At 36.2% G+C, this 12853-nt stretch carries 13 protein-coding genes and 1 other RNA gene; 3 read left to right on the forward strand and 11 right to left on the reverse strand.

Annotated features, from left to right (window positions below; translation table 11 throughout):
- The first annotated feature begins 193 nt into the window (after nt 1-193).
- Entirely contained in the window at nt 194-1018 is an 825-nt protein-coding gene (locus IV494_RS04435; protein ID WP_196078945.1) for a hypothetical protein, read from the forward strand.
- Between the two features lie 58 nt (nt 1019-1076).
- Here IV494_RS04435 and IV494_RS04440 read toward each other — a convergent pair whose 3' ends face one another.
- The 5 genes from IV494_RS04440 to IV494_RS04460 all read right to left on the reverse strand — a co-directional run bounded on the left by IV494_RS04440 (nt 1077) and on the right by IV494_RS04460 (nt 5887).
- Nucleotides 1077-1577, reverse strand: a complete 501-nt coding sequence (locus IV494_RS04440) for a hypothetical protein (RefSeq protein WP_196078946.1) — start codon at nt 1575-1577, stop codon at nt 1077-1079.
- An 83-nt stretch (nt 1578-1660) separates the two neighbouring features.
- Complete coding sequence (locus IV494_RS04445; RefSeq protein ID WP_196078947.1) at nt 1661-3373, reverse strand: phospho-sugar mutase; 1713 nt, start codon at nt 3371-3373, stop codon at nt 1661-1663.
- A 181-nt stretch (nt 3374-3554) separates the two neighbouring features.
- A complete protein-coding gene (locus tag IV494_RS04450; protein WP_196078948.1) occupies nt 3555-4256 on the reverse strand; it encodes a GIN domain-containing protein in 702 nt (233 codons plus the stop codon).
- 13 nt (nt 4257-4269) lie between these two features.
- Nucleotides 4270-5220 (reverse strand): glycosyltransferase family 2 protein, encoded by a 951-nt coding sequence (locus IV494_RS04455; RefSeq protein ID WP_196078949.1) that lies wholly within the window; start codon nt 5218-5220, stop codon nt 4270-4272.
- A gap of 88 nt (nt 5221-5308) precedes the next feature.
- Nucleotides 5309-5887: a DUF4199 domain-containing protein gene (locus IV494_RS04460; protein WP_196078950.1), complete on the reverse strand. Its 579-nt coding sequence runs from the start codon at nt 5885-5887 to the stop codon at nt 5309-5311.
- 144 nt (nt 5888-6031) lie between these two features.
- On the opposite strand from IV494_RS04460, the gene ffs reads away from it, so the two are divergent.
- Nucleotides 6032-6129, forward strand: an RNA gene (ffs, locus tag IV494_RS04465) — signal recognition particle sRNA small type.
- An 87-nt stretch (nt 6130-6216) separates the two neighbouring features.
- On the opposite strand, the gene IV494_RS04470 is transcribed toward ffs, so the two are convergent.
- The 5 genes from IV494_RS04470 to IV494_RS04490 all read right to left on the reverse strand — a co-directional run bounded on the left by IV494_RS04470 (nt 6217) and on the right by IV494_RS04490 (nt 10912).
- Nucleotides 6217-6897 (reverse strand): metal-dependent hydrolase, encoded by a 681-nt coding sequence (locus IV494_RS04470; protein ID WP_196078951.1) that lies wholly within the window; start codon nt 6895-6897, stop codon nt 6217-6219.
- Nucleotides 6898-6912: 15 nt separating this feature from the next.
- Nucleotides 6913-7842, reverse strand: a complete 930-nt coding sequence (menA, locus tag IV494_RS04475) for a 1,4-dihydroxy-2-naphthoate octaprenyltransferase (protein ID WP_196078952.1) — start codon at nt 7840-7842, stop codon at nt 6913-6915.
- Nucleotides 7843-7917: 75 nt separating this feature from the next.
- A complete protein-coding gene (locus IV494_RS04480; RefSeq protein ID WP_196078953.1) occupies nt 7918-8754 on the reverse strand; it encodes a 1,4-dihydroxy-2-naphthoyl-CoA synthase in 837 nt (278 codons plus the stop codon).
- Between the two features lie 314 nt (nt 8755-9068).
- Nucleotides 9069-9305, reverse strand: coding sequence for a putative signal transducing protein (locus tag IV494_RS04485; RefSeq protein ID WP_196078954.1), 237 nt, complete (start codon nt 9303-9305; stop codon nt 9069-9071).
- A gap of 194 nt (nt 9306-9499) precedes the next feature.
- The gene (locus tag IV494_RS04490) at nt 9500-10912 is read right to left on the reverse strand and encodes an APC family permease (RefSeq protein ID WP_196078955.1); all 1413 of its coding nucleotides are present in this window, start codon (nt 10910-10912) and stop codon (nt 9500-9502) included.
- 207 nt (nt 10913-11119) lie between these two features.
- Here IV494_RS04490 and IV494_RS04495 point away from each other — a divergent pair, with 207 nt between their 5' ends.
- Complete coding sequence (locus tag IV494_RS04495; RefSeq protein WP_196078956.1) at nt 11120-11623, forward strand: DUF4920 domain-containing protein; 504 nt, start codon at nt 11120-11122, stop codon at nt 11621-11623.
- Nucleotides 11624-11676: 53 nt separating this feature from the next.
- On the opposite strand, the gene IV494_RS04500 is transcribed toward IV494_RS04495, so the two are convergent.
- On the reverse strand, nt 11677-12783 hold the full coding sequence (locus tag IV494_RS04500) for a M14 family zinc carboxypeptidase (protein ID WP_196078957.1): 1107 nt from the start codon (nt 12781-12783) through the stop codon (nt 11677-11679).
- Nucleotides 12784-12853: the final 70 nt, after the last annotated feature.

Raw genomic sequence — 12853 nt, forward strand, 5'->3', positions numbered from 1 at the left:
CTTAAAAAAAGTTAAATAATGATCTTTCAAATGAAATAATATTTGCTTTAATCTACCGGAATAATCATTCAACAAAAAGAATTTTGCAAATTTTATGTACTCAATTTGGTTCGTAGTGCAGACTCCTTTACAAAATGAAATAAAATTCTTATATTTAAATCGTTAACTAAACATTCATTAAAAAGAGAAAAACATGATTGAAAACCAGAATTCCGAAGAAATTGTTTCCAGCCCTCCTGCGAAAAAAAAATCTAAAAAAGGATGGATCATAGGAGTTGTTGTTGTAATCGCACTCATAGCGATAGGACTGTTTCTAAAAAATAAATCTTCAGAGACTAATGCCGATGGTACTTATCCTCAGGTTGAAGCGTTATTTTCTGCTCCTGCTTACGACAAAATACCCCAAGATTATAAAGTGTACATCTATAATTATTTGTCGAATAGCGGATATTTGGACGGGACTTACTTTATGACAAAAATTCCAGATCGCGCTAAAAGAGTTTTTGCTTTTGGAGATTTCACTGATGATGGAAAGGAAAACAGCGATCTAGCGGTTATTTTGGAGAAAAATGATTTTAAAAGTTCAAAATTGGTTATATTTAATGATAAGGGAGAACTTCTTTTTGTAGAGGATTATGATTATGATCTGCCAGTTATTAATTCTTTCAATACGGGTGCTAAAATTTTCTTGCAGGAAAATAAATTAATTCCCGCACCTGTCAGTGGTTTAATTATTCAAAAGGAATCGAGTAAATATGTAGTTCTTTACGATAAGAAATCAAAAAAGTTCAGCTCTTATTATCAATATACAGATGATGACAATAGCGTGGCAGATGAAGAATATGATGAAGGCGGTGAATATACCGAGTCTGAAGGAGAGACTGAAATAAGTACGCCAGCTGTAGAAGTTCAGAAACCAAAAACTGAAGTGATCGAAAAAAAATCACCATCTGTAGAAACTGAAAAATCATCTGTTCCAGAGGTTAAAGTAGAGGTAAAGGACGAAACATCGCTTTAGCGTTTCGGTCAATTTTAAAATAAAAAAAGTTTCACAAGATGTGAAACTTTTTTTTATTTTAAAAATCTAAGCCGCCGTCTTCCTCTAATTTTAGTAAACTATTTTCCTGTAGGTAGAATAAACTTTCTTTGCGGGTTTTAATGATCCCTTTGATCCTTGCTTTCTTCTGAGTGGCTAAATTGGTGATCAGAATTCCGGTCTGCATTGATTCATCTTCTGAAAAATAAGTGGAATACACTAAATACTGAAATCCGTTTTGAGTAAAAGCGAGATTTGCGATTTCCTGTCCAGAATTTGCTTTACCACCGCCTCTCATATAATAATTGTAAGAGAATAACTTCCAACTGTCGGCATTTCTTTCTGCGGGAAATTCTAATTCGATCTTATTTTTTGTCCCAAAACGATACTGAATATATTGATTGTTTTTGTCTTTGACCAAAACCATTTTCTTCCGGTCTTTTGTTTCAAAAGAATACAGAATTATTTCATTAGGCCGCAAATATTGAGAAAATAAATTCAGTGGCAAAAGGTAAAGAATAATAAAGAGGAGGCATTTCACGAAGGCAATTTTTTAATTTATGAATAATTTAAAAAGGCAAAAGATAAAAATCCTCTGCCTTTTTTCCTGTAAATACGTTGTTGTTATAGTTTCAGATCCGCTTTAATTCTCTGTATTTTATCTTCCGCTGCAATTAATTTCTTTTCGAAATCATCTTCAGAAGTAACAGTATCTTTCACCGAAACATAAAATTTGATCTTCGGCTCTGTTCCGGAAGGACGAATACAAACCTTCGTTCCATCTTCAGTATAATAACTCAAAACATTAGATTTTGGAATTTCATCCATCACCGATTTTTGATTATCGGCTAAATTTAAAGAGGTTTGTTCCTGAAAATCTTTAATTTCCGTCACTTTCGAACCTGCCAATTCTTTCACCGGATTATTTCTGAAATCGCTCATCATCTGATTGATCTCTTCCGCTCCTGTTCTACCCTTTTTCACCACATTTACTAAACCTTCGTAGTACATTCCCAGATCTTCGTAGATCTCGATCAAGTACTGATACATTGTTTTTCCTTGTGCTTTGCAAACTGCTGCAATTTCGCAAGCCAATAAAATGGAACCACAAGAATCTTTATCGCGAACGAAATCTCCCGTCATGAAACCGAAGCTTTCCTCTCCACCACAAATAAATTTTTCTTTTCCCTCAAAATCGCGGATCATTTTTCCGATCCATTTGAAACCGGTTAATCCAACTTTGCAGTCAACACCGAATTTTTTCGCGATATCATAGAAAATATCTGAAGTCACAATGGTAGAACCGATAAATTCTTTTCCAGTGATTCTGCCTGCTTTGTTCCACTGATCGAGAATATAATACGTCAAAATGGTATTGCACTGATTTCCATTTAAAAGTTGTAATTCTCCTTCTAAATTTCTCACCGCAATTCCCAATCGGTCTCCGTCTGGATCGGTTCCGATGACAATATCACCATTCGTAATTCTTGCTAAATCGAGCGCCATTTCCAGAGCTGCAGGTTCTTCCGGATTCGGAGATTCTACGGTTGGAAAATTCCCGCTCGGAATCATTTGTTCCCTTACCAAAACCACTTTTTTAAAACCAGCTTTTTCCAAAGCTTGAGGAACGGTTGTGTAAGTTGTTCCGTGAATCGAAGTAAAAACAATATTTAAATTATCTCTGCCAATATCCTGATAAAGGGAGTTTTCCATACAGGCATCGATATAAACCTGATCTTGCTCCTCGCCGATCCATTCGATTAGATCATCATTTCCGTCGAATTTAATTTCAGCAAATTTTACAGAATAAACTTCTTTGATAATCGCACCATCTTGTGGCGGGACGATTTGCGCACCGTCATTCCAGTAAACTTTGTAACCATTATATTCAGGTGGATTATGAGAAGCAGTAAGCACAATTCCAGCGTTGCATTTTTTATCACGAACCGTGAAAGAAAGTTCCGGCGTTGGACGGTGTTGCTTAAATAGCAAAACTTTAATTCCATTTGCAGTCAGAACATCAGCACACATTTTTCCAAACTCTTTCGAATTATGACGAACATCGTACGCAATCGCAACTTTTATTTCTTCACCAGGAAACTGCGAGTGAAGGTAATTTGCTAAACCTTGAGTGGCTTGTCCGAGTGTATATTTATTAAGACGATTGGTCCCAACACCCATAATTCCGCGCATTCCGCCAGTTCCGAATTCCAGTTCCTTGTAAAAAGAATCTTCGAGTTCATCAGAATTGGTATCAATCCAGTTTTGAACGGTATTTTTTGTTTCCTGATCGAAAGAATCTGTTAACCAGAGCTTTGCTTTTTCTAAAGTAGTCATGTTTTTTAAGTTTGGAAGAAGGAAGTGGGAAGATGGAAGTTTTAAAGACCTCTAAAATTTCAATTCCCTTCTTGTTATACATTTATTTTAAGGAGTTCAGAAGTTGAATGTTTTGTAATAATATTTTTCTGAACTAAATTTTATTTTTTAAAATTGAATTCTTAAGCTATATTCCTAAGCTCTACTCCAATTTTTTATTTTCTACGGTTGCGTCTTTTTCAATTTTAAAGGCGCGAATCGGATCGTTGTAATAAACAAATTTAGAGGTGTTTTTTATATTCCCTTTGATGGAATCCTTAACATTAACTTCCGTATAATTTTCGTTTTTGGAATCAATCATTAGATCATCGATTTTCCAGTAGGGAGCAATTAAACTTGCGGTATCAGAAATTTTAATGCTTGCACTTTTTGAACTTCCCAGAAAATTTGCACGACTTTTCCCCGTCATTTCAAGGTCTGTTTTTCTTGAATTTACCGACCCAATAAATTTAGCATTTTTTTTCAAGTTCAATTTGAAATTATCTGTCTTAATTTCACTCGAAATATTCATTTCGATACTGTCCGAAAGGCTTAGTTGCTCTAAATTATATTTTGAGTAAATAGTGACGTTGTAAAAATCAACACCTTTGCTTTCTCTTTTTTCAGTAATGCTCAATGTTTTATCTTTCACTGAAATTTTAAGATTATCAGCAATATTCTTATAGGTTTCTACATTGATGAAACTGCTGTCACTTTTAATATAAAATGCACGAAATTTCCCATGAAGACTGAGATTGACGAAATGTTCCACTTTAATATCTTTACTTTCGATTTTACCTTTCGGAGAAATCTTTCCGCAGGAAAAAAGCGTGAAAATTGCGAGCAAATAAAATAAATTTTTCATTGTTTCCGGTACATTAAATCACTTCGTCAATATTATAATTTTTGTGATCTCTGTTGGTGCGAATAATCAGCTCACCTAAGAATCCAGCGATAAATAGAAGCGACCCTAAAATCATCATCGTCAAAGCGATAAAAAACCAGGCATTATTGGTTAAAAGATGACCATAAATTCCGCGCGAAACATCGATTAATTTAGAAAGTCCCAACCAAAATGCAGAGAGAAATCCTACGATAAACATTACCGTTCCAACTGCACCAAAAAAATGCATCGGTCTTCCACCAAAACGGCTCACAAACCACAGCGTAATTAAATCGAGAAATCCGCGAACAAAACGTTCTGATCCAAATTTTGAAGTACCGAAAGGTCTGGCTTGGTGTTGAACCGGTTTTTCAGTAATCTTTCTGAAACCTGCGTTTGCTGCCAAAACAGGAATATATCGGTGCATATCGCCATAAACATCAATTGATTTTACGACTTGTCTTTTATAAGCTTTCAGACCACAGTTGAAATCATGCAATTCTACACCCGACAATTTTCTGGCCGCAGCATTGAATAGTTTGGAGGGCAAATTTTTGGTCATCACATTATCGTAACGTTTCTTTTTCCAGCCGGAAACAATATCGTAATCCCCCAGTTTTATCATGTCGTACAATTCCGGAATTTCTTCGGGAAAATCCTGTAAATCAGCATCCATGGTAATGATAACGTCGCCAATTGCTTTCTCGAAAGCGGCATGAAGAGCCTGTGATTTCCCGTAATTTCTGGAAAATTTGATTCCATGAATTTGAGGAAATTGCACTTTCAGATTTTCGATGATGCTCCACGAAAGGTCGGTACTTCCGTCGTCTATGAACCAAATTTCATACGAAAGATTGGCCGTGTTACAAACGGAATTGATTCTGGAAAAAAGTTCTTCCAGCGATTCTTCTTCATTTAAAAGAGGAATTATAATGGATAAATTCATTAATGATTCAAAATTTGAAATTATTACCTCAAAATTAGAATATTATTTCTTCATTTTGAGATAGGAAAAGTAATACTTTTTACTTAAATTAATTTTCGATGCTGCTGCGGAAAAAACTTGCAAAAAAGACGGACAGAATAACGTAAAATGCCATAATTGCACCAAAATAATAGGTGAATTGTCTAAAAGAAAACATATCTTTTCCCTTGATCATTTCTGGGGAGAAGCTTTGCAAACGGTTCTGATAATTTTTTTCGAGTTCTTGTTTTTGCTCCGCATCCTTCATTCCGATTTTCGCTTTTTCGTACTCATTGTTGAGTTCAGTTTTCTGTCTTTCGATGTATTGATAATTAAGGAGATCTTTAGCGTCAGTATCAACGAAATTTAGAAATAAAAACATGGTAATCACCGATAAAATTCCACCAACAAACATCGGTTTAAAAGTTCGCCCGAAAACTTCCTGAAAACCCATCGGAATTCCCTTCTTTTTGACGGAATATACAGAAAAATAAGCGCCCGCGACAAAAACAAGAGGAAGTAGAAATGCATTCATAAGCAAAGAGTTGCTAAAATATTCGGTGTTCATTCCGAAAAAATACATTCCAAAAAAAAGCAACATCGTCGCACCATACAAGGCGAACCCAACTCCATAAACATTTTTTACCATATCTGAAACTTTGTAAATTTTATTTTTTAACCGTTCAAATTTTAATTTGAGGTCTTAATTATTTCTTTTATCTCTTTATTTAAAAAATCTTTCAAAAATAAGCGATTCTATTTTGAATTTTCAATTAAACCCTTATCTTTGCACCGGCAAGTCCTAAACAACCAGCTCCTGAGAATCCTCCAGGGTGGGAACGCAGCAAAGGTAATTGGTTGTAGCGGTGTGATTTAGGTAGCTTGCCATTTTTTGTGCCTTAAATTCAGATTTTACTGAAATATATCGCACTCCTTTCCAAAATTCTTTTTCTACCCTATTCAACATTTTCTTTCAGCTTAAATTTCGAAAGTTCCTCCTAATTCAGGTAAAACTAATTCAACATTTCTTTCTGCAAATCTTGCTTTAGCTTCGTCGTGATCAATTTTAATGGGCGGAAAGGTATCGAAATGACAACCGATGACTTTCTTAGTTTTCAATAATTCCGAAGCAGCAAAACTGGCTTTTCTTGAGCACATGGTGTAATGAGAACCGATGGGAAGAATTGCTAAGTCGATGTTTCCAAATAGTTTCGGGAACATTTCCATATCTGCCATGACGCCGGTGTCGCCCGCGAAATAGACATTCTTACCTTCGAATCTAAAAATATATCCGCAAGGTTCACCACCATAAGTGCCGTCGGGAAAAGAGCTCGTGTGAGAAGCGGGAACCATAGAAATTTTCATATCCAAAAATTTCGCAGAACCTCCAAAATTAATATCAATCGAATTCGGATGACCGAAATGTCCACAAATTTCTGGTTGTCCAATGATCTGCGCTTCAGGATAATGTTGCAAAACTTCTTTCACATCTGCAATGTGATCACCGTGTGCGTGCGTAATTAAAATGTAATCGATTTTCTGAGCCGAAATATCGAAACCTGATTGATCTTTCTGATAATTATAAAAAGGATCGCTCAATATATTTTTTCCTTTGTAGGAGAACAAAAAACAGTTTTGTCCGAGAAATTGTATTTTCATCGTGATAATTTTTAATTAAAAATAATTTAATCCAACAGCGACTAAAACTGCCATTGTTAAAGTCAAAATCCCAACCTGTTTCAGAAATGGATCTAATTCAGCAGGTTCTTTAACCTCCATAATTTTTCGTCGAACTCCCATCATAGGAAGTATTAAAATAAAAAAGATGAAAGCGTAATATTTTCCCTGCGTATGCAATCCATTTTTCATCATGAAAACCAGCATGATGATCAAAGGAAGTTGTAATAAAATGATCTCATAAATCATGGCATTTTTAAATCCTAATCTTAACGCCAAGGTCTTCTTGCCACTCGATTCATCGCTTACAATATCCCGCATATTATTAAGGTTTAAAACCGCTGCACTCAACATTCCGACTGCCGTTGCGGGTAAAAGCATGTCCCAGTTGAAACTTTTCGTGAACAGGAAATAACTGCCACACACCGATACTAAACCGAAGAAAATAAAAACAAAAATATCGCCTAATCCCATGTAACCATAAGGTTTTTTTCCAACGGTGTAACCAACAGCAGCTAAAATACAGGCAATTCCCAACCCTACGAAAACGTAGAATTCCTTCATTAAATTTTCTCTGAAAAAGGCAAAATATAAAAGTGCGATGGTTGCAACTAAAGACAAACCAGAAAATAAGATGACGGCATTCCGCATTTGATCTGCGGTAATTCGTCCGGAAGCAACGGCTCTCTGTTCTGCTACATTGTGCCGTAATTCATCAGTTCCTCTGATCCCATCGCCGTAATCGTTGGCGAAGTTTGACAAGATCTGATAAAGCAAAGTCACCAAAATTGCCAATGCAAAGATTTTCCAGTCCCAAGTCCCGCCAAACTCTGTCATTCTCCATTTCGCGATGAAGGAACCTAAAATTATTCCGCTCATCGAAAGCGGCAAAGTGCGCAATCTTGCGGCTTTTATCCAATCCGTCATAAATTATGAATAATGAGCAAAGAGTAATTGGTAATGCGTAATAAATTACTTATTACCTATCGCTGATTGCTAATGTTAAGATATCCAATTATTTTCCCCGAAGTCCGGTTTTCTCTTTTCAAGGAAAGCATTTCTACCCTCTTTTGCTTCTTCAGTCATGTAAGCGAGACGCGTTGCTTCACCTGCGAAAACCTGTTGGCCAACCATTCCGTCATCGGTTAAGTTCATGGCAAATTTTAGCATTCTGATAGACAATGGAGATTTTCCTAAAATTTCCTGTGCCCATTCATAAGCCGTATCCTCCAATTTTGCGTGCGGGATTACGGCGTTAACCATTCCCATTTCCGCTGCTTCTTTTGCATTGTAATTTCGTCCTAAAAAGAAAATTTCGCGGGCTTTTTTCTGCCCAACCATTTTTGCCAAATAAGCAGAACCATAACCGCCATCAAAACTCGTAACATCAGCGTCGGTTTGTTTGAAAATCGCATGTTCTTCACTTGCTAAGGTCAAATCACAAACCACGTGCAGAGAATGTCCACCTCCTACAGCCCAACCGTTAACAACGGCAATTACGACTTTCGGCATAAATCTGATCAATCGCTGAACTTCTAAAATATTTAAACGATGTCTTCCGTCTTCACCAACATAACCCTGTTCACCACGCGCTTTTTGATCGCCGCCACTGCAAAAAGCGTGACCGCCATCTTTAGGACTCGGTCCTTCACCGGTCAGTAAAACTACTCCCACAGAAGAATCTTCTGAAACGTGGTAAAAAGCGTCGTATAATTCTGAAGTTGTTTTCGGTCGGAATGCATTGCGAACTTCCGGCCTGTTAAAGGCGATGCGAGCAACCGCACCACATTTTTGATAGGTTATATCTTCGTATTCTTTTACGGTTTTCCAGTCGATCATTTTCTCTAAAAATTTTGCGTAAAGATAGGGAAAATAAAAAGTGAAGTCAAAGGGAAATGGACTTCTATTTCGGGAAGATTATCAGTTTTTGGGAGCGCGAAGATTTGTTTGTTTTTCGAAAACACAACCCGCTTTCCGTTGCAATTTTTTCAATAGGCGCGGCGGCTTCGCCGCCGCGCCTATTGAAAAAGATTTACGCTACAATCGGGGCTAAAATAAAGATTTATTTTTTCTTCAAAAAAAAGTTACTAAGTTTTTGAGTGATTGAGTTGTTCAGTTTTTAAGAGATTGAATGATTGAGTTAACAAGTTTGCCTAAAGCAGATTTACATCTTCTGAAACTTCATCGTTTTCCTGCAATACCTTCTCAGCATTTTCGAAATCTCTTTCGCTGACCATTAAATAATAGTTTTGGGACATCGGAAAAACGGCGATATTATTTACGTATTCATTTTTAATATAGCTTGGAATTTCGCGGGAAGCGAGTTTTGTTTTAGCGACTTCGATCTCGTATAAATAAGAGGACTGGAATATAGAGACTAATTCTGACATTTTTTATTTTTTAAAGTTGCTCCAATGGTATCAAATAGAACGCCATAAAAAGCTTCGGGAAGAAAAAATTCCCTCAATTTTAGCCCCGGTTGAACGGCCTGTTTGAGCTCTCCCGATGCATTTGATCGGGAAGCGAGTAGTGAAAACGGGAATGATTTTGGAGCAAAAACCGAATCTCCTTGCTCCCAGAAGAATTAATCTGCTTTTTTGTTTCGATTAATGAATAAATAGACGGGTAAACCGAGCAAAATCAGGATAAATCCGGGCCACGTATATTGTGGTTTGAAAAAGACCAATAAGACGCAAAACGAGGTTCCAATGACCAAATATAAAATTGGCGTGATTGGATAAAGCCAGGTTTTATAGGGTCTTTCGAGTTCTGGTTTTTTGATCCTTAAATAAATAACGCCGAAAACGGTGATCATATAAAAAAGGACGATGACGAAGGAAATCATGTCGAGTAAATCGCCGTATTGTCCGCTCAAAGCGAGAACCGAGGCCCAAATTCCCTGCATCCATAAGGATTTTCCGGGAACGTTGTTTTTATTATTTTCGATGGCTGATTTGAAAAACAGACCGTCTTTTGCCATGGTTTGAAAAACACGGGAACCTGCTAAAACCAATCCGTTGATACATCCGAATGTTGAAATCATAACTAAAACTGCCATAATCACAGTTCCGATATTTCCAAAAATCACTTCAGAAGCCGCAACAGCAGGACGATTTTTATCGGCAAATGCAATTCCATCGCGATCTAAAGCGTGGAGATAAACGAAATTGACGAGCATGTATAAAACCATCACGACGATGGTTCCTAAAACCATTGATTTTACAACATTCTTCTTCGGATTTTCGATTTCTCCGGAAACAAATGTTACGTTTTCCCAAGCCACAGAACTGAAAACGGAACCAACCATTGCCGCGGCGATCCCGCCTAAAAGGGTAATTCCGCCGATGGATTTCCAACCAGTTGGGACTAAATCGTTTCCTACTTCTTTACCGAAATCCTGAAATGCGCTCCAACCAAAATTCATATTTTCTGTCCACATTGAATTTTTTACCAATATGAATCCGAAAATGATAATTCCGAGTAAGGCTAAAATTTTGGACGTTGTGAAAAGATCCTGAAGAATTTTTCCGTTTTTCAGTCCTTTTGTATTAATATAAGTCAGCAACATGATGACGCAAATTGCTAAGATCTGAATCCAGGTTATTTTGAAACCACCACTTTGAAAAAGAGGCGCAGAATCATTGAGCGCCGGAACAAGATAAGCTGTAAATTTCCCGAAAGCCATTGCTACAGCGGCAATTGTTCCTGTTTGAATTACGGTAAATAAACCCCATCCGTAAAGAAAACCCGTCATTTTTCCGAAAATTTCGGTGATGTAAGTGTATTGTCCACCCGCTTTGGGAAACATGGAGGAAAGTTCGCCGTAAGAAATCGCAGCAGCAACCGTCATAATTCCTGTAATCACCCAAACCGTGATCAGCCAATATCCTGAACCTAAATTCCGCATCATGTCGGAACTTACTATGAATATTCCGCTGCCAATCATAGAGCCCATTACGAGCATCGTTGCGTCCCAAAGTTTGAGTTTTTTGTCCATAAGCTTATTTAGTTTCAGTTCTAATCCGGAAAAATGTAGATATAATAAGTACTTTTCTTCTTTTGAATTTTGAAAGACGTAAATATATAAATTTTCGCTAATGATTTTTATATTTAAGTAGGACTTATCTATCATTATTCGGTAAAAGCTGATTAATCAGAAATTTAGTCTCAATAAAATTTGTTATTTTTGTAAAAATTATATAACATGAAAAAATTAGTTCTTTTATTAACAGTCGCATTTTCAACTGTAGTTTTCGCACAGGAAGCCGAAAAGAAAATGGGGCCGCCAGAAGGAAACGCGACAATAGGTGAAGTTTATGGGGGAAAAGTTTCTGCAGTTGCAGAAAAATCTGCAGTTTCTCCAGCTCAATTACAGAAGAAATTAAAAAAATCTAAAAAAGTTGAGAACGTCGCGATCAAAGGAAAAGTGATCGACGTTTGCGATAAAAAAGGATGTTGGTTAACGGTAGAAACAGAAAACAACGACAAATTTTTTGTGAAAATGAAAGATTACGCCTTCTTCGTACCAACAGCTCTAAAAGGTAAAAATGTAGTTTTGGAAGGAACTGCAGAAAAGAAAGTAATTTCTGTTGATGAACAAAAACATTATGCAGAAGACGCAAAAAAGCCACAGTCAGAAATTGATGCGATTACAAAACCACAAGAAGAAATCAGATTTGTAGCAAACGGGATTAAAGTAGTGAATTAGTTTCTTACTTTTTAAATTAAAATATAAGCGAAGTTTTTTGACTTCGCTTTTTTTTATATAATTTTAAAATTCACTTCTTCATCAAGCTTCGGAAATTTTTTATCGCAAACAAAAGTCTTTCCTGAACAATCAATTTCTTTCCAACCTTTCTTTTTTCCGATATCACCAACTTCAACAACGATTGGGAGAAATGAAATCTCCTCTTCACCTTCTAAAATCTCTTCTTTAAACTGCACTGCAATATCTAAAATACATTCAAAATCGGTATTTAGTTTTACATTTCTGTAAATGATGTCGAAGTGCGTTTCTTTATTTTCAGGAATCTGTTTGTACGTTTCCCATTTTTCTGTTGATCCATTTAATTCTGAAATGGCTTTCAATCCTTCATATAAAGCAATCGTATAATATTTTCTTGTTCCTTCTCTCTTGTAATCGTTCGGAAAATGACCGCCTTCATAAAGAATTGTTGGAATACCCATTTTCGTCAGATTATCACCGGTAGAAGTAGGATAAAATTCATCCGAATATCTCGCGATCTGATTTGGAATTTCTGGTTTTAAATTTTCATAAATTCTGGAGATCACGGCCATCGCTTTTTTACGGGTTTCTGTTATTGTTCTTTCATGATCTTCAGCCGGAGCTAAAAAAGAAAGTGTTGCAGGATGTTCGCCATCTGTTGTAAAAATGGTGCGTTGTTCATGAAGATTTAAAGCATAATTGTAATTTCCTGTTTCTGCCATCTTCTTTAAAACCCGAAATTCTTTACTTGAAAGTTTCAGAAAATCTCTGTTCATATCGATATCTAAAGCATTTCGACGCGACCATTTTTCAGAACCGTCCGGATTAAGCATAAATATAAAATTTAAACTTATTTTCGAAAAGAGCTCTTCTTTTAATTCTGCTTGATGTTTAAAGATTTCTAATAAGTCAAGCATTGCGTGCGTCGCATTCGATTCATTGCCATGCATCTGAGACCAAGCCAGGACTCTGATATCACCATTTCCTACAGTCATTCTAAAAATTGGTTTCTCCAAAAAAGACTGTCCAACTTTCACAATATGATCGCTGTAATTCGTCTGTAGGTAAAAAAATAATTTTTCCGGGGATATGTAACGGTTTGGGAAATCAGGGTTTTTTCGGTACTCCAATGTTTCAGGCATATTTTGAAATTTTACATTTCTCAAATTTAATTTTTTTTAACCGAATTTTAAAATTAACTTTTGTAAATAA

The organism is Kaistella gelatinilytica, assembly GCF_015679325.1.
In the GTDB taxonomy this organism is placed as follows: Bacteria; Bacteroidota; Bacteroidia; order Flavobacteriales; family Weeksellaceae; genus Kaistella; species Kaistella gelatinilytica.

Excerpts from the sequence above, each read along its gene's own strand:
- IV494_RS04435 (WP_196078945.1), top strand. The coding sequence starts at position 194 with ATGATTGAAAACCAGAATTCCGAAGAAATTGTTTCCAGCCCTCCTGCG.
- IV494_RS04445 (WP_196078947.1), bottom strand. The coding sequence starts at position 3,373 with ATGACTACTTTAGAAAAAGCAAAGCTCTGGTTAACAGATTCTTTCGAT.
- IV494_RS04450 (WP_196078948.1), bottom strand. The coding sequence starts at position 4,256 with ATGAAAAATTTATTTTATTTGCTCGCAATTTTCACGCTTTTTTCCTGC.
- IV494_RS04455 (WP_196078949.1), bottom strand. The coding sequence starts at position 5,220 with ATGAATTTATCCATTATAATTCCTCTTTTAAATGAAGAAGAATCGCTG.
- IV494_RS04460 (WP_196078950.1), bottom strand. The coding sequence starts at position 5,887 with ATGGTAAAAAATGTTTATGGAGTTGGGTTCGCCTTGTATGGTGCGACG.
- IV494_RS04470 (WP_196078951.1), bottom strand. The coding sequence starts at position 6,897 with ATGAAAATACAATTTCTCGGACAAAACTGTTTTTTGTTCTCCTACAAA.
- menA (WP_196078952.1), bottom strand. The coding sequence starts at position 7,842 with ATGACGGATTGGATAAAAGCCGCAAGATTGCGCACTTTGCCGCTTTCG.
- IV494_RS04480 (WP_196078953.1), bottom strand. The coding sequence starts at position 8,754 with ATGATCGACTGGAAAACCGTAAAAGAATACGAAGATATAACCTATCAA.
- IV494_RS04485 (WP_196078954.1), bottom strand. The coding sequence starts at position 9,305 with ATGTCAGAATTAGTCTCTATATTCCAGTCCTCTTATTTATACGAGATC.
- IV494_RS04490 (WP_196078955.1), bottom strand. The coding sequence starts at position 10,912 with ATGGACAAAAAACTCAAACTTTGGGACGCAACGATGCTCGTAATGGGC.
- IV494_RS04495 (WP_196078956.1), top strand. The coding sequence starts at position 11,120 with ATGAAAAAATTAGTTCTTTTATTAACAGTCGCATTTTCAACTGTAGTT.
- IV494_RS04500 (WP_196078957.1), bottom strand. The coding sequence starts at position 12,783 with ATGCCTGAAACATTGGAGTACCGAAAAAACCCTGATTTCCCAAACCGT.